Here is a 16,816-nt window from a genome sequence, read left to right on the forward strand (position 1 = left end):
AGAAAGCGGGGAGCGGAATGGAAGCGGCAGCGGTGCAGAACGGCCGAAGCGATCTCGCCGGCCACCTCCAGGATCGCAAGCTGGTGCGCGAATTTGGCTATATCGGCGGCGAATGGGTGGCCGCAGCCGACGGCGGCACCTGTGAGGTTCGCGACCCGGCTTCCGGCCGCCTGCTCGGCCACGTCGCCGCCCTGACCGCGGAAGACGGGACCAGGGCCGTGGACGCGGCCCGGGCGGCCTTTGGCGGCTGGTCAGGGAGATTACCGCAGGAGCGTTCGGTTCTGCTGCGCCGCTGGTACGAACTCATCGTCGCCCACCGCGAAGACCTGGCCTTGACGATCACGCTGGAACAGGGAAAACCGCTTTCCGAGGCGCGCGGCGAGATCGACTACGCCGCCTCCTTCGTCGAGTTCTACGCCGAGGAGGCCAAGCGCCCGAACATCGAAAGCGTCACCTCGCACCTGCCGGACGCGGAGATGGAGGTCTGGCGCGAGCCCGTGGGGGTCGCCGCGCTGATCACGCCCTGGAACTTTCCCTCGGCGATGATCACCCGCAAGGCCGCCGCGGCGCTTGCCGCCGGCTGCACGGTCGTGGTGCACCCCTCTCACGAAACGCCCTTCTCGGGCATCGCCCTGGCCGAACTTTCGGAGCGTGCGGGCCTGCCCACCGGCGTGTTCAACCTCGTCCCCGGCCGCGCCGCCAAGATCGTTCCCGCCTGGACGGCGGACCCCCGGGTGCGGGCGCTGTCCTTCACCGGCTCGACCGAAGTGGGCCGGCTGCTCTACCGGCAATGCGCCGACACGGTGAAGCGGATCGTCATGGAGCTGGGCGGTCACGCACCCTTTCTGGTGTTCGCCGATGCCGACCTGGCTCTGGCCGTCGACGAGGCGGTGAAGGCCAAGTTCGCGACCTCGGGTCAGGACTGCCTCGGCGCCAACCGCTTCCTGGTCGAGGCTCCGGTCTACGAGGAATTCTGCGCGCGCTTTGCGGCGCGCAGCGCCGCGCTGTCCGTGGGCCCCGGCCTAGAAGACCCGGACATCGGTCCCCTGATGAACGAGGGCGCCGTCGCCAAGCAGGAGGCGCAGGTCGCTGACGCGCTGTCGAAGGGCGCGACGCTGCTGGCCGGCGGAATGCGCCACAAGCGGGGGCCGCTGTTCTTCCATCCCACGGTTCTTGCCGATGTGCCCGCCGAGGCATCGATCATGCAGGAGGAAACCTTCGGGCCCGTCGCCGCCATCGCGCCCTTCGACCGGGAGGAGGAGGCGCTGGAGCGCGCCAACGCGACGGACTACGGCCTGGTCGCTTATCTTCACACCCGCGATCCGCGGCGCATCTATCGGGCGAGCCGGGCGCTGGAGTTCGGCATGGTCGCCGTCAACCGGACCAAGGTCACCGGCGCCCCCATTCCCTTCGGGGGCATGAAGCAGTCGGGTCTGGGCCGCGAAGGCGCCCGGCTCGGCATGGAGGCCTTCATGGATGTGAAGTACGTTTGCCGCGACTGGCGCTGACCCTGATCTTGCCCCTGCCCCGGGGGTGGTGAAGGGAACCGGAAGAGGAGAGTTTCGATGCTGACCAACGATCAACTGGCCGAGTGGGACCGGGAGACCTTCTTCCACCCCTCGACCCATCTTGCCAAGCACGCGCGCGGCGAAAGCCCCGGGCGGATCGTGACCGGCGGTTCCGGCGTCTATATCGAGGATCGCGACGGCAACCGCCTGCTGGACGGCTTCGCGGGGCTCTATTGCGTCAACGTCGGCTACGGCCGGCCGGAGATCGCCGAGGCCATCGCCGAGCAGGCGCGCACGCTCGCCTACTACCATGCCTATGTGGGCCACGGCACCGAGGCTTCCATCACGCTGGCCAAGATGATCCTCGACCGGGCCCCCAAAGCGATGTCCAAGGTCTACTTCGGGCTGAGCGGCTCCGATGCCAACGAGACCAACATCAAGCTCGTCTGGTACTACAACAACATCCTGGGGCGCCCGGAGAAGAAAAAGATCATCTCGCGCTGGCGTGGATACCACGGCTCCGGCCTGGCGACAGGCTCCCTGACCGGTCTGGAGCTGTTCCACAAGAAGTTCGATCTGCCTCTGGACCGGATCCTGCACACGGAGGCGCCCTACTATTTCCGCCGCCCGGATCTGGCCATGAGCGAGGCCGACTTCGTCGCCCACTGCGTGCGCGAACTTGAAGCCCTGATCGAGCGGGAGGGGCCCGAGACCATTGCCGCCTTCATCGGCGAACCCGTTCTGGGCACCGGCGGGATCGTGCCGCCGCCGGCCGGTTACTGGCCGGCCATTCAGGCGATGCTGCGCAAGCACGACATCCTGCTCATCGCCGACGAGGTGGTGACGGGCTTCGGGCGTTTGGGGTCCATGTTCGGCTCGGACCATTACGGGATCGAACCGGACATGATCACCATCGCCAAGGGCCTGACATCCGCCTACGCCCCGCTTTCCGGCTCGATCCTGTCCGAGAAGGTTTGGCAGGTGCTGGAACGGGGAACCGACGAGAACGGCGCCATCGGTCACGGCTGGACCTATTCCGCCCATCCCATCGGCGCGGCGGCGGGGATCGCCAACCTGCGGCTGATCGACGAGCTGGGATTGGTCGAGAATGCCGGCGCGGTCGGCGGCTACCTCAACGAAGCCATGAAAACCGCCCTCGGCGCGCACCGCCACGTGGGTGAGGTGCGCGGCGAAGGCATGCTCTGTGCTGTCGAATTCGTCGAGGAGCGGGAGACGCGGACCTTCTTCGATCCGCAGAAAGGCATCGGCGCCCAGGTCGCTGCGGCGCTTTTGAAGCGCGGGGTCATCGCCCGGGCCATGCCCCAGGGCGACATTCTGGGCTTCGCCCCGCCGTTCTGCCTGAGCCGCGAGGAGGCCGACGAGATCGTCGCCAAGACCGCCGACGCGGTCCGCGAGGTCTTGGCCTGACGGCCGCTGCCAAACCGCCCACGTCCACCAGACAACCTGTAGCGGCATCTTTCGAAGAGGCGCACCGGTGTTCCTTGCCAAGGTCGACTAAGTCTTTAGTATGACCCTGGCAAGGAGACGATGTGCTGTTCGATCGGTGATCCGGGGTGGAGCGGAAAAAGACCTACAAGCTTCTGACCGAGGTGGAGTTGGAGTTCATGACGGCGCTCTGGCGCCTGCAGGAGGGGAGCGTCCGCGACGTTCTCCAGAACCTCGCGCCGCATCGAAAGCTGGCCTATACCTCGGCGGCGACGATCATGCGCATCCTCGATGAGAAGCGTTTCGTGAAAAGCCGCAAGGAGGGACGGACCTTCGTCTACAGCCCGCGGCTCACCCGGGACCAGTACCAGTCCCGCTCCTTGAAGAGCATCTCAGAGAAACTCTTCGACAACACGCCGGCGAGCCTGGTCGCCCGGCTGCTGGAAGACGACGAGCTGTCGGAAGAGGCGCTGGCCGAGATCCGCTCCCTGCTCGACCAAAGGCTCGGCAAATGAGCGCCGCCGGCATTCTGGCCAACGCCTACATCGATCTGAACATCCTGCTGGCGGTTGCTCTGGTGGTTTGGCTGGCGATCAACCGGGCGCTCACCGCGCTGGGCGTACCGGCTCCGCCGTCGTTCCGGCTGAAACTGCTCCGCCTCGGGGTTCTGGCCGCACTGCTCGCGCCCTTGGCGCTCTCCCTCCTCGCCCAGACGGCCCTCTGGCCGGCCGCGGGGCTGTTGTCCTCCGTGAGCCTCACCGACTATGTGATCGCCCAGTACCTGCAAGGCAGGCTCGGTTTGGGGCCCTCCGAGGTCGAGGCGCTGGTCACCCTGCGCCAGCGCCTGGGCAGCAGCCTCGGCGCCGCGGACGCTTGGCCAGGCGCCGTCGTTGTGCTGGCCCTCGGTCTGGGTTTCGTTGCCCTTGGCGGGCGCTTTCTGCGCCGCGTTCTCGCGCTCCGCCGGGTTCTCGCCCAATGTCATCGCTGGCGCCGCTCGGGACGTCTGCATCTGCTGCTCTCGGACAGCGTTGCCGTGCCTTTCGCCACCCGGTCCTTCGGAAGAAAGTACATCGTCCTGCCGGCGGCGATGCTCTGCGACCGCCGCGACCTTGCCTTCTCGATTGCCCATGAGGGGCGGCACCTGCGCAACGGCGACGTGGAGTGGGAAATCCTGTTCGAGGGTCTGACGCCGCTCCTGTTCTGGAACCCGGCCTTCCTGATCTGGAAAGCCCAGGCCCGCCGGCTGAGGGAACTGGCCTGCGACCGCGATGTCCTGGCGCACCGGCCCGCTGCGCTCAAAGACTACTGCGAGTTCCTGCTGCGGGTCGGCGGACGCGGGGTACGGGCGGCGCGGCCCGCTCTCCCGGCGGCGGCCCTGGCGCCGGTCGGCCGCAGCGTTCTTGGCCGACGGACGGGGCTTACGCTGCGCCAGCGGGTGGTTGCGCTGCTCGATCCCTGTGAACCCCGGCAGCGGCGGTCTCTGTCCCTCTGCTGCGGCTGTCTGCTCGCGGCGTCCGTCCTGTTGTCGGCGGTCTGGGTTCGCCAGCCCGCGACCGTCAGCACCGAGCGCCTGCACCTCGCCACCATCGTCATCCTGGAGCGGATGACGGAGAACCGCCCGGAGCGGGGCTACAACCTGGTGATGGGCTACTAGGCCATTGGAAATCGTTCGCCAGCAGGCTCGCTCGGCTTGGCGCTTGATCTACTAAATCTTTCGTATAATATCTCGTTCTACTAAAGCGTTCGTAGTGGTTGGTGCCCGGCATAACCGGGCGCCATCACTGCGGGGGAGGGGAGGATCATGCTTTCACGGCGCAGAGTCCTGGAAGGCACGGTGGCAATCTCGGCCGGCTGCGTGCTGCCGGGCCTGTCCGCCGGCGCAACCGAACTGGCGGCGGCCCGGCCGGACCGTGCCGTTTTTCTCGGCCTGTCGCGGGCCCTGACCGGTTTCGACGATCTGAACGAAGAGCTCGCGGCGCACTTCATGACTTACCTCGCGGAGCGCGATCCGGAGCGCTGGCGCGCGTTGATGAGCAGACTGCGGACCCTGGACGCTTCCGGTGATGCCCACGCGGGGCCGGCGACGATCAAAGCCTTGGAGGCGTCCGAGGATCTTTGGGCCCTGGCCAAGGAGATCACCGGGCTCTGGTATTCCGGCTGGACTCAGGCTGGCGACGAGGTTCCCCAGGCGATCCGGGCCGAGGGCTATCGCGAGGCGCTGGCCTGGCGGGTCCTGGCGCTGACACCGCGGGGCGTGGCGCCCGGCCGCCTCTGGCAGCAGGCCGAAGATTAGAAGCGGACGCGGGGGAACGGAATCATGGAGCAGTTCGACGTCGTGATCGTTGGTGCGGGGGTGGCCGGCGGCCTCACCGCCGATGCCCTTGCGCAACGGGGCCATAGGGTGCTGGTGCTGGAAGCCGGCCCGGATGAACAGGACCGCGACGCGCTGAGGGAGATCTACTTCGCAACGCCGCAGAAGGGCTTCGACAGCCCCTATCGCAACCCGGCCCAGGCGCCGAAACCCACCCGCACGCCGGTCAACGACTACTATGTCCAAAAGGGCCCCGCGCAGTTCGGCTCGACCTACGAACGCCGGGTCGGCGGGACGACCTGGCACTGGCACGGCCTGACGCCGCGCCTCATGCCCGCCGACTTCCGCATGCGCAGCACCTACGGGGTCGGCCTCGACTGGCCCATCTCCTATGACGACCTGGAGCCCTGGTACCTGGCTGCGGAGCATGAAATGGGGGTCACGGGCGACAGTGCGGACGATCACGGCTCGCCGCGCAGCGGCGATTTTCCCTACCCCGCGCAGCGCCAGAGCGCGCTCGACCTTGCCATCAAGGCGGCCCTGCGGGGAAAACGGGTGAGGGATGTCGAACTGGACGTGACCGCGCATCGCGCCGCGCGCAATCCGGAGATCTGCCAGGGCAGCGGCAGTTGCATGCCGCTCTGTCCGACCGGCGCCAAGTATGAAGCGGTCACGCACCTGAACCGGGCGCGCGCGATGGGTGCGGTCGTCCGGCCGAAGTCCGTGGCCAGCCGGATTGTGGTGACGGAAAACGGGGATGTCTCGTCCATCCTCTACAAGACCTGGGACGGCGAAGAGCGCGCCGTGGCCGGCAAGGTCTTCGTTCTTGCGGCCAACGCCATGGAGACGCCGCGGCTGCTGCTGTTGTCGGCGGCGGCGGGCGGGCCGCCCGTCGCCAACCGCAGCGGTCAGGTGGGCCGCAATCTGATGGACCATCCCCTGCAACTGAGCTTTGCCGTCGCCGCGGACCCCTTCACGCTCTACACCGGTCCCCAGAGCACCTCGGTCATCAAGGCGTTTCGCGACGGCCCCTGGCGGCGCAGCGAAGCGGCCTTCCGGATCGAGATCTTCAATACCGGCGGCGGGGCTTTCGGCGGCCCGGACCGCGCCGTGGCCAGGCTGATCGACCAGGGGCTCACCGGCACGGCGTTGCGTGCGGCGCTGGCCGACGCGGCCGGCCGGGAGCTGTTGCTGGTGGGCGAGGCCGAGCAGCTTCCCGACCCGGAGAACCGGATCGTCCTCTCCGCCAGCGAGCGGGACGGCCTGGGTTTGCCCAGGCCCGAGATCCACTACGCCTACGACGACTACACCACCAGGGGCCTGGCGGCGATCCGCGAGGTTCAGGGTTTCGTCTTCGATCAGATGGGCGCGTCACGGGTTTTCCACCTGCCGCAGATCCTGGGCTCCGGCCATATCATGGGCACCACCCGCATGGGGGACGACCCGGCAAGCTCCGTCGTGAACACCGACCTGCAGTGCCACGACCACCCCAACCTCTTCATCGTCGGATCGGGCGTCTATCCCACCGGCGCCACCGCCAACCCCACCCTGACCATCGCCGCCTTCGCCCTGCGCCTGGCCGATCACCTTCATAAAGGGCGGCTTCGCTAGCGCGTATTCGGTTGGTGCCGACTGCAGCAGGTCTTTCTACACCGGCCGTCCTCTCGCCCGCCTGAACACCGGTGCCCGGCGCCTGGTTGGCGCGATGGCGGGCAGCTTGCACGCCTCGTTAAATTTGGTATACCATATTTGCTATACCATTAGAGTGGCTGCGGGGCGGATTTCCGCGGCCGTCCGGTGGTCCGGCAGTTTCGATCACCCACAGAACAGCGATGGAACCATGACCCGCATCAAGTCCGTGAGGGCCCGTGTCTGGACCTGGACGGGGCCGACGGTTCCGCCTCAGTCCAACTTCTGCACCAACGCCAGCGATCTGCTCTGGGAGCGCGGCGATGCCATGCAGAGCTTCCGCTTTCACCAGTGGCTGACCTGCGAGGTGGAGGCCGAGAGCGGCGAGGTGGGCATCGGCAATGCCGCCCTGGCGCCGCCCCTGGTCAAGGAGGCGATCGACCGCTACTACGCGCCGCTGGTGATCGGCGAGGACCCCTTCGACTACGCCTATCTCTGGGAGAAGATGTACCGCCGCACCCTGGCCTGGGGGCGCAAGGGCGTCGGCATGACGGCGATCTCCGCCGTCGACATCGCCCTCTGGGACCTCATGGGCAGGCTGGTGGGCAAGCCGGTCTTCAAGCTGCTCGGCGGCCGCACCAAGGAGAAGATCCCGGTCTACTACTCGAAGCTCTATGCCGACAGCGTGGAGGCCATGCAGGCCGAAGCCGCGTCGGCGCTGGCCAAGGGCTATCAGGCCTTCAAGTCGCGCTTCGGCTTCGGGCCCAAGGACGGCATGGCGGGGATGCGCGAAAACCTGAAGCGGGTCGAGGCGCTGCGCGAGGTGATCGGCTACGACAGGGACCTGATGCTGGAAGCCTACATGGGCTGGACCCTCGACTACACCAAACGCATGCTGCCGAAGCTGGAGAGGTACGAGCCGCGCTGGCTGGAGGAGCCGGTGATCGCCGACGACCTCCACGGCTATGCGGAACTGAATGCCGGGCCCATCCCCATCTCCGGCGGCGAGCACGAGTTCTCGCTGTTCGGGTTCCGTCAGCTCCTCGATCTCAACGCCGTCAGCGTGATCCAGTACGACACCAACCGGGTCGGCGGGATCACCGCGGCGCAGAAGATCAATGCCCTGGCCGAGGCCTATCAGGTGCCGGTCATTCCCCATGCCGGCCAGGCGCACAACTATCACCTGACCATGGCCAACGCGAACTGCCCGATCTCCGAGTTCTTCCCCGTCCATGACGTCGAGATCGGCAACGAGCTCTTCTACTACATCTTCTCAGGCGATCCCGAGGCGGTGGACGGCTTCCTCGATCTCGACGAAACCGCGCCGGGGCTCGGCATCGAGATCAGCGACGCGCACCTGCAGCACTTCGACATCGCGGGATAGGACCCATGACGCAGAAAGCCTACTCGGGCATCTGGCCCGTGGCGCCGACGCCGTTCAACGACGATGGCACCCTCGATCTCGACGGCATGCGCCGCGTGCTGGACTGCATGATCGATCAGGGAAGCGACGGCCTCTGCATCCTGGCCAACTTCTCCGAACAGTTCCTGATCTCCGACGCGGAGCGGGACACCCTGACCCGGCTGAGCCTGGAGCATGTGGCCGGGCGGGTGCCGGTCATCGTCACCGTCAGCCACTTCGCCAGCGACATCGTGGTGGCCCGGGCCAGACAGGCGAAGGACCTGGGCGCGGCCATCGTCATGATGATGCCTCCCTATCATGGGGCCCTCCTGAAAGGCACGGCGGAGCAGACCTTCGAGCAGTTCGCGCGGGTCGGCGAGGTCGGCATCCCGATCATGCTGCAGGACGCGCCGCTCTCCGGCGTCGACCTGCCGGTGCCGCTGCTGGTGCGCATGGCCCGCGAGATCGAGATGCTGAAGCTCTTCAAGATCGAATGCCCCGGCGCGGCGGCGAAGCTGCGGGCCCTGGTCGCCGAGGGCGGGGAGGCCATCGAAGGGCCCTTCGACGGCGAGGAAGGCATCACGTTGCTGGCGGATCTCGACGCCGGCGCCAGCGGGTCCATGACCTCCGCCACGATCCCCGACCAGATCAAGCCGGTGATCACGGCGCATCTTGCCGGCGACCGGACGGCGGCCGTCGAGGCCTATGCCCGCGTGCTTCCGGCGATCAATCATGAGAACCGGCAGTGCGGGTTCCGCGCGGCGAAGGAGGCCATGGTCGAGGGCGGGGTGATCGCCTCGGCCTTCTGCCGCCACCCCATCGCGCCGCTGCACCCGGACACGCGGGCCGCCTTGATCGACCTGATCAGGCCGCTCGATCCGCTGGTTTTGCGCTGGGGCCGCTGATGCGATGATCGACAGCCTGGATCTGCGGGCCCTGGTCGGCGACGAAGCGCCTCTGTCGCGCCGCCCGAGCCTGGCGGAGGAGGCGGCGGACAGCCTGCGGGAGATGATCCTGCTGGAGAAGCTGCCGCCGGGCATGGCGCTGCCGGAACGCGACCTTTCGGAGATCCTGGGCATCAGCCGCACGCCGCTGCGTGAGGCGATTCGCCTGCTGGAGATCGAGGGTCTGGTGGAGTATTCCGCCACCCGGCGGCCCCGCGTCGCCGACCCCTCCCTGGAGGAACTGACTCACTGCCTGATGGTTCAGGGGGCTCTGGAGGGCTTGGCCGGGCGGCAGGCCTGTCTCCACGCCAGCGATGCGGACCTAGCGGAGATCGCCGCACTGAACCGGGAGATGACTGAGATCCCGGAGGAGGCCGATCCGTTGCACGCTTTTCGCCTGGACATGGCCTTTCACTGCGCCATCGTGAAGGCGGCGGGCAATCCGCCCTTGATCGAGACCCACCGCCAGTACAACGCCCGGCTCTGGCGCGCGCGCTTCGTTTCGTCGAAGTGGCGCCTGGGCCGCGAGAAGAAGCGGAGCAACCACCGGGAGATCGTCGACGCGCTGCTGGCCCGCGATCAGGCCGGCGCCGAGGCGGCGCTGCGCGGGCACCTCGCGGTCGATGCCGTGGCCCACTACACCGCGGCGATCCAGGCGCGTTAAGGTTCCAACTCGAAGATCAGGGTGGAGAGCGGCGGCAGGCGGATTTCGATGGAATCCGGCCGGCCGTGGTGTTCGACGGCTTCGCTCTGCACGCCGCCCAGATTGCCGCGGCCCTGACCGCCGTAGTCGGTGGCATCGGAGTTGATGCGCTCGATCCAGCGCCCGGCCTCCGGCACGCCGAGGCGCTGGGGCGCCCGCTCCACCGGGGTGAAGTTGCAAACCACCACCACCGGCGCCGCCCCGCCGCGTCCTCGGCGCACCCAGGCATAGAGGGACTCTTCGGCGGCGTTGGCTTCGATCCACTCGAAACCCGCTCCCTCGCAGTCCAGCTCGTGGAGCGCCGGGGTTTCCCGGTAGAGCCGGTTGAGGTCGCGGATCAACGCCTGCACGCCGGCGTGGCGCGGCTCGGCCAGCAGATGCCAGTCGAGGCTGGTGTCGTGGTTCCACTCGCCGGGCTGGGCGAAGTCCTGGCCCATGAACAGCAGCTTTTTGCCGGGATGACCCCACATGAAGGCGAAGTAGGCGCGCAGGTTGGCAAAGCGCTGGTCTTCGTCGCCGGGCATCTTGGCCAGCAGCGAGCCCTTGCCGTGCACCACCTCGTCGTGGCTCAGCGGCAGCACGAAGTTCTCCGAGAAGGCGTAGTGGATGCCGAAGGTCATCTGGTGATGGTGATGCTTCCGGTGGATCGGGTCGCGCTGCATGTAGTCCAGGGTGTCGTTCATCCAGCCCATGTTCCACTTGTAGCCGAAGCCGAGGCCGCCGGCGTCGGTGGGCTGGGAGACCCCGGGAAAGGAGGTCGACTCCTCGGCGAAGGTGGCGATGCCGTCGCAGTGGCCGTAGACCACCTCGTTCATGCGCTTCAGGAAGGCGATGGCCTCCAGGTTCTCGCGGCCACCCTCGGCGTTGGGCACCCACTCGCCTTCCGGGCGCGAATAGTCGCGGTAGAGCATGGAGGCGACGGCGTCGACCCTGAGCCCATCGATGTGATGCTCCTTCAGCCAGTAGAGCGCGTTGGCGATCAGGTAGTTCTGAACCTCGTGGCGGCCGTAGTTGAAGATCAGGGTGTTCCAGTCCCGGTGGTAGCCCTCCCGCGGATCGGCGTACTCGTAGAGCGCGGTGCCGTCGAAGCGTCCGAGGCCGTGCTGGTCCCTCGGGAAGTGGCCGGGCACCCAGTCGAGGATCAGGCCGAGGCCGGCGCCGTGGCAGGCCTCGACGAAATCTCGGAACTCGCCGAGGGTGCCGTGGCGGATGGTCGGCGCGTAGAGACCGATGGGCTGATAGCCCCAGGAGCCGTCGAAGGGATACTCGGAGACCGGCATCATCTCGATGTGGGTGAAGCCCATGTCGCGCACATAGGGCACCAGGTCCGCGGCCAGTTCGTGGTAGCTGAGCGGGCGGATGCCGCCCTCCGCCCGCTTCCAGGAGCCGAGGTGCACCTCGTAGATGGAGATCGGCCGGTCGCGCCGGCTGGCGGTCCCGCGCTTTGCGAGCCAGTCCCCGTCGCGCCAGTCCCTGCCGTCCAGCCTGCGCACGATGGAGGCCGTGGCCGGCGGGTGCTCGGCGCCGAAGCCCAGGGGGTCGGCCTTCAGCGGCAGCAGTTTGCCCTCGGCGTCCTTGATCTCGAACTTGTAGTGTGCGCCCTCGGCCACACCGGGCAGGAAGGTTTCCCAGACGCCGGTGGCACCGCGCCGGCGCATGGGGTGGCGGCGCCCGTCCCAATGATTGAAGTCGCCGACCACGGAGGCCCGCCGGGCGTTGGGCGCCCAGACCGCGAAGTGCACGCCGGCGACCCCGTCCCGGGTCAGGGGATGGGCGCCCAGCACCTGCCAGAGGTCGAGATGGGAGCCTTCGCTCAGGAAGTGTTCGTCCATCGCCCCCAGCACCGGGCCGAAACGGAAGGGATCGTCCTCTTCCCACTCGCCCTCCTGATTGCGCAGCCGCAGGCGGTAGGCGCCGGGGTCGCTGCGCAGCCTGGCGGCGAAGAGCCCCTCCTGATCGGCGGCCTGCAGGGTTACCGGCTTGCGGCGCTTCTGGCCGGGCAGCATGGTCACCGCCTCCACACCTGGGCGGAAGACGCGCAGCACCCAGGTCTTTTCGGTCAGGCGGTGTGGCCCGAGGTAGGCGAAGGGATCGTCATGCGCGCCGCCGGCAAGGGCGGCGCTTTGGCCGGGGTCTGTGAGCGGCCGGGCCATGGGCTCATCGGAACGCCGGCTCGGCGTCCCAGATGTCGCGGGCGTAGCCGCGGATGGTGCGGTCGGAGGAGAACCAGCCCATCCGGGCGGTGTTCAGCACCGCCCGGCGGGTCCAGTCCTCGCGCTCCTGCCAGGCCGCGTCGATGCGGCGCTGGACCTTCCAATAGGCCGCGAAGTCCGCCGCCACCATGAACCAGTCGTGGTTACGCAGGTTGTCGATCAGGGCGGCGTAGCGGTTCGGGTCCTCAGGGGAGAAAACGCCGCTGGCGATCTGGTCGAGGACCTCGGCCAGCAGGGGATCGGCGGCGATGGCCTGTTCCGGGTGGTAGCCCGCGGCACGGCTGGCCGCCACCTCCTCGGCGGTCTGGCCGAAGATGAAGATGTTCTCCCAGCCCACGGCCTCGCCGATCTCGATGTTGGCGCCGTCCAGGGTGCCGACGGTGAGCGCGCCGTTCAGCGACAGCTTCATGTTGCCGGTGCCCGAGGCCTCCATGCCGGCGGTGGAGATCTGCTCGGAAAGGTCGGCGGCGGGGATCAGGATCTCGGCCATGGAGACGTTGTAGTTGGGCGGATAGACGACCTGCAGGCGCCCGGCCATCTTCGGGTCGGCGTTGATGGCGGCGCCGATGTCGTTGATCAGCTTGATCACCAGCTTGGCCATGGCATAGCCGGGCGCCGCCTTGCCGCCGAAGATCTTCACCCGCGGCGCCCAGTCCGCCTGCGGGTTGCGGCGGATCTCGTTCCACAGCGCGGCGGCGTGAAGGATGTTCATGAGCTGGCGCTTGTATTCGTGGATGCGCTTGATCTGGATGTCGAACATCGCGTCGGGGTCCACCGTGATCCCCAGCCTGCGGTCCAGATATCGGGCGAGGCGGCGCTTGTTGCGCTGCTTGGCTTCGGCGAAGCGCGCCCGGAAGGCGGGGTCGTCGGCCCGGGGCACGAGGTTTTGCAGCTGCTCCAGATCGGTAACCCAGGTCTCACCCACCGCTTCTGTCAGCAGGTCGCGCAGCGCGTGGTTGCAGTTGTAGAGCCAGCGCCGCGGCGTGACGCCGTTGGTCTGATTGACGATGCGCTCGGGATGCAGCGCATGCAGGTCCTTGAAGACCGTCTGCTTCATCAGCTCGGTGTGCAGCGCGGAGACGCCGTTGACCCGGCGCGCGCCGATGAAGGCGAGGTCGCCCATGCGCACGGCGCCGCTGTCGATGATCCTCACGCTGTCGGGCCGGCGCACCGCGTTGGCGTGGTGGGCATCAATCCGCTCGATCAGCTCCATGTGCCGGGGCAGGATGCGGCTCATAAGGTCCACCGGCCAACGCTCCAGCGCTTCCGGCAGCAGGGTGTGGTTGGTGTAGTGCAGGCAGGCGCGGGCAATCTCGAAGGCCTCGGCGAAGGCCTGGCCGTGGTCGTCCACCAGCAGGCGGATCAGCTCGGGAAAGGCGATGGCCGGGTGGGTGTCGTTGAGCTGGATGGCGATGGCCCGGGGCAGGCCGGCTACGTCGCTGTGGTGCGCCAGATAGCGGCGCAGGATGTCGGCCAGGGAGGCGGCGGTGAAGAAGTACTCCTGCTTCAGCCGCAGCTCCCGCCCCTGCTCGGTGGTGTCGTCGGGGTAGAGCACGCGGCTGATGGTCTCTGCCAGCACCGAGGGGGCGGCGGCGGCCATGTAGTCGCCCCTGTTGAAGGGCTCCAGGTCGTATTCCCGGACCGGCTTGGCCGACCAGAGGCGCAGGGTGTTGGACCAGTGCCCGCGCCAGCCGGGGACCGGGGTGTCGTAGCCGACCGCCAGCACGGTCTCCGCCGCCGTCCAGGAGGCACGGGCGCCCTCGCTGCTGACCGAGCCGCCGAAGTGGATGCGGTAGTTGGCCTCGGGGCGTTCGAACTCCCAGAGGTGGCTTTGCCGCAGCCAGTCCTCGGCGTCCTCGGCCTGCCAGCCGTTCTCGAAGGACTGGCGGAACAGTCCGTGATTATAGCGGATGCCGTAGCCATAGGCGGCCAGGCCCACGGTAGACATGGAATCGAGGAAACAGGCGGCCAGGCGTCCGAGGCCGCCGTTGCCCAAAGCAGCATCGGGCTCATCCAGCAGCAGCGCGCGGTAGTCGACGCCGAAGCCCTCGACGATCTCCTTCAGCCGCTCGTCGAGCCCCAGGTTGGCGATGGCGTCCTCAAGCAGGCGGCCGATGAGGAACTCCATGGAGAGGTAGTAGACCCGCTTGTGGCCCTCGGCGTAGACCCGCTGCGTGGTCTCGAACCAGGGCGCGATCACCAGGTCGCGGATGGCCCGGGAGACCGCCAGCCGCCAGTCCGTCAGGGTCGCTGCCCCGGGGTCCTTCCCGCTGGTGTAGCGCAGGTGGTACTCGATGGAGCGGCGCAGCGCCGCCGCATCCGGCAAGGTGGAAAGCTCGTGACTCTTCGGCTCGGTTAACATCTGGACCTCTTGGCTGCCCCGCGGCTTTGTCGCCCGGCAGGGCAGAGAATTCAAGGCGGCAGCCGCCCTCAGGCGGCGGTTGCCACTTTCTTGACCAGCAATTCCTGATCCGGTGAGAACTGGCGGATGAGCGGCAGGATGGCGGCGCCTGAAACCCGCGCCTTGGGGCCGATGCTGCCCTGGCGCACCAGGGCCGGGCTGGTGCCGGTCAGGTCGACCTTGTTCAGCGCCGCCCGCACGTCCTCGACGAAAGCCGCGACGTGGCCGCTGTGGAGCATGGCGTCGATCACCACGCCTTCGAAATCGATGACGCTGAGGGCCGAGGCGATGGCCTGGGCCACCGGCCCCGCCGCGCTGCGCCGCCAGTCCGCGAAGGCGCGTTCGGTGCGGGGGTCTTCCAGCAGGTCGGCGATGAAACCCTTGTCGTGCACCCCGGCCTTGCGGATCGCCGCCTCCAGCCCGAAGAGGGAGCCTTGGCGAAGCAATTGTTCCAGTTGGCCGTCTGGCCGGGATACGGGCATGGAGCCCAGGGCGCCGGCGTTGCGTTGCGATCCTTCGAAGAGCTGGCCGTTGATCACCACGCCGCCGCCGATGAAGGTGCCGACATAGAGATAGAACGCGTTGGAAAAGGTGAGGGATTCGCCGAGAATCATCTCCGCGGCGCAGGCCGCCGTCGCGTCGTTGTGGACCTCCACGGGATATCCGGTCTGCTCGGCGATCATGGTGGCGATGTCCACCCGATCCCAGTCGATCAGCTCGGCGGGATCGAGCCCCATGACGTCGGTCCAGGCCGAAAGCTGGCCCGGCATGGCGACGCCGATGCCGATGATCCGGTCGCGCAGGCCCGTGTCGACGCCGTCCAGCAACTGCGCCAGTTCTTTCTGCAGCAGGGCCGTGACCTCCCGCTGGCGCGGAGCATCGTAGGCGAACTGCTTGTAGTCGATGGTCTGGCCGTGGAAATCGACCAGCATCAGTTCAAGGCTGCGGCGGCCGATCTTGACCCCGACGGAGAGCGCGCCGCTGGCGTTCAGGGCGATGGGCGTATAGGGCTGGCCCACCTTGCCGCGGACCTTCTTTTCCTTGCGGACCAGCTTTTCCTTCAGAAGCGCGTTGACGATGACCGAGACGGCCTGGGCGCTCAGGCCCGTCAGCCGGGCGATCTCGGCCTTGGGCAGGGCGCCGGCCTGACGGATGAGGTTGAGGATCATCCGCTTGTTGTAGGCGCGCAGGCCGAGCTGGTCTCCGCCGCGGATCTGGTGCTCGCCTTGCATGGTCCTGGGGTGTCTCCCGCTGCCTCGGCCGCCTTGTCGAACAAGGCCTACATGGCCATTCTAGAATGCTGATTTCAGACCAAATTTGCAAATAATTCCTGGTGATTTATTTTTTGCAACGTCAGGTCCGGACATCCGGGCCGTCGCGCCCCAGGCGGGTGCGGATGCCGGCAAGCTCCGCCGCTGCCGCGATCACCGGCGCCAGTGCTTCCTGCGGGTCGAGGCCGAGGTCCCCCGGGCCTTCCTCGAAGCGTTCGAGATAGACGCGCAGCGTCGCGCCGACGGTTCCGGTGCCGGACAGCCGGAACACCGCTCTGGCATTCTCCTTGAAGAAGATGCGCAGGCCCTGGCCGCTGGCGGCGGAGCCGTCGACCGGATCGCTGTAGGAAAAATCGTCGGCGGCGGCGACGGTCAGGCCGCCGCAGGACCGGCCGGGCAGCGCGTCGAGCTGTGCCCGCAGGTCCCCCACCAGCGCCTCGGCGGCGGCCTTGTCTACCCCTTCGTAGTCGTGGCGGGAATAGTAGTCGCGGCCGTACTCGGCCCAGTGGGCGGCCAAGATGTCGTGTACCGACTCGCGGCGCCGGGCGAGGATGTTGAGCCACAGCAGGACCGCCCAGAGGCCGTCCTTCTCGCGCACGTGGTTGGAGCCGGTGCCGGCACTCTCCTCGCCGCAGAGGGTGGCCAGGCCGGCGTCCAGCAGGGTGCCGAAGAACTTCCAGCCGGTGGGTGTCTCGAAGGCGTTGATCCCCAGCTTGGCCGCGACCCGGTCGGCGGCACGGCTGGTCGGCATGGACCGGGCGATGCCGCTGAGGCCGGCGGCGTAGCCGGGCGCCAGGCCGGCGTTGGCCGCCAGCACCGCCAGGCTGTCGGAGGGAGTCACGTAAGTGCCGCGCCCCAGGATCATGTTGCGGTCGCCGTCACCGTCGGAGGCGGCGGCGAAGTCCGGGGCCTCCGGGCCCATCATCAGGTCCACCAGGGCCTTGGCGTAGACCGGGTTGGGGTCGGGATGGCCGCCGCCGAAATCGGG

13 protein-coding genes are annotated in these 16,816 nt (G+C 67.9%); 9 read left to right on the forward strand and 4 right to left on the reverse strand.

Annotation, left to right across the window (positions count from 1 at the left end):
- The first annotated feature begins 17 nt into the window (after positions 1–17).
- From Q0996_RS22060 to Q0996_RS22100, 9 genes are all read left to right on the forward strand, one after another.
- Positions 18–1,508 carry an NAD-dependent succinate-semialdehyde dehydrogenase gene (locus Q0996_RS22060; protein ID WP_299625116.1) on the forward strand — a complete coding sequence of 497 codons (1,491 nt, stop codon included), beginning with the start codon at positions 18–20 and terminating at the stop codon, positions 1,506–1,508.
- Positions 1,509–1,565: 57 nt separating this feature from the next.
- Entirely contained in the window at positions 1,566–2,936 is a 1,371-nt protein-coding gene (locus Q0996_RS22065) for an aspartate aminotransferase family protein (protein WP_299625119.1), read from the forward strand.
- 146 nt (positions 2,937–3,082) lie between these two features.
- The gene (locus tag Q0996_RS22070) at positions 3,083–3,469 is read left to right on the forward strand and encodes a BlaI/MecI/CopY family transcriptional regulator (RefSeq protein WP_299625121.1); all 387 of its coding nucleotides are present in this window, start codon (positions 3,083–3,085) and stop codon (positions 3,467–3,469) included.
- Positions 3,466–4,608, forward strand: a complete 1,143-nt coding sequence (locus Q0996_RS22075) for a M56 family metallopeptidase (protein WP_299625122.1) — start codon at positions 3,466–3,468, stop codon at positions 4,606–4,608. Before Q0996_RS22070 ends, Q0996_RS22075 begins: the two co-directional genes overlap by 4 nt.
- A 147-nt stretch (positions 4,609–4,755) precedes the next feature.
- Entirely contained in the window at positions 4,756–5,247 is a 492-nt protein-coding gene (locus Q0996_RS22080) for a sugar dehydrogenase complex small subunit (RefSeq protein WP_299625124.1), read from the forward strand.
- Positions 5,248–5,271: 24 nt separating this feature from the next.
- Entirely contained in the window at positions 5,272–6,876 is a 1,605-nt protein-coding gene (locus tag Q0996_RS22085; RefSeq protein WP_299625126.1) for a GMC family oxidoreductase, read from the forward strand.
- Between the two features lie 229 nt (positions 6,877–7,105).
- On the forward strand, positions 7,106–8,278 hold the full coding sequence (locus Q0996_RS22090; RefSeq protein ID WP_299625129.1) for an L-rhamnonate dehydratase: 1,173 nt from the start codon (positions 7,106–7,108) through the stop codon (positions 8,276–8,278).
- Positions 8,279–8,283: 5 nt separating this feature from the next.
- On the forward strand, positions 8,284–9,201 hold the full coding sequence (locus Q0996_RS22095; protein ID WP_299625132.1) for a dihydrodipicolinate synthase family protein: 918 nt from the start codon (positions 8,284–8,286) through the stop codon (positions 9,199–9,201).
- A gap of 4 nt (positions 9,202–9,205) precedes the next feature.
- Positions 9,206–9,904, forward strand: coding sequence for a GntR family transcriptional regulator (locus Q0996_RS22100; protein WP_299625135.1), 699 nt, complete (start codon positions 9,206–9,208; stop codon positions 9,902–9,904).
- Here the strand turns inward: Q0996_RS22100 and glgB are convergent.
- The 4 genes from glgB to Q0996_RS22120 form a co-directional block, all read right to left on the reverse strand.
- Positions 9,901–12,096, reverse strand: coding sequence for a 1,4-alpha-glucan branching protein GlgB (gene glgB / locus Q0996_RS22105; protein ID WP_299625138.1), 2,196 nt, complete (start codon positions 12,094–12,096; stop codon positions 9,901–9,903). The two genes, Q0996_RS22100 and glgB, sit on opposite strands and share 4 nt — an antisense overlap.
- Positions 12,097–12,100: 4 nt before the next feature.
- Positions 12,101–14,518 carry a glycogen/starch/alpha-glucan phosphorylase gene (locus tag Q0996_RS22110; RefSeq protein ID WP_299625141.1) on the reverse strand — a complete coding sequence of 806 codons (2,418 nt, stop codon included), beginning with the start codon at positions 14,516–14,518 and terminating at the stop codon, positions 12,101–12,103.
- 68 nt (positions 14,519–14,586) lie between these two features.
- Positions 14,587–15,789, reverse strand: a complete 1,203-nt coding sequence (locus tag Q0996_RS22115; protein WP_299625144.1) for an ROK family transcriptional regulator — start codon at positions 15,787–15,789, stop codon at positions 14,587–14,589.
- A 121-nt stretch (positions 15,790–15,910) separates the two neighbouring features.
- The coding region (locus tag Q0996_RS22120) for an alpha-D-glucose phosphate-specific phosphoglucomutase (protein ID WP_299625146.1) at positions 15,911–16,816 on the reverse strand (906 nt) is incomplete at its 5' end.

It is taken from the genome of Pelagibius sp., assembly GCF_028289705.1.
Taxonomy (GTDB): Bacteria; Pseudomonadota; Alphaproteobacteria; order Kiloniellales; family Kiloniellaceae; genus Pelagibius.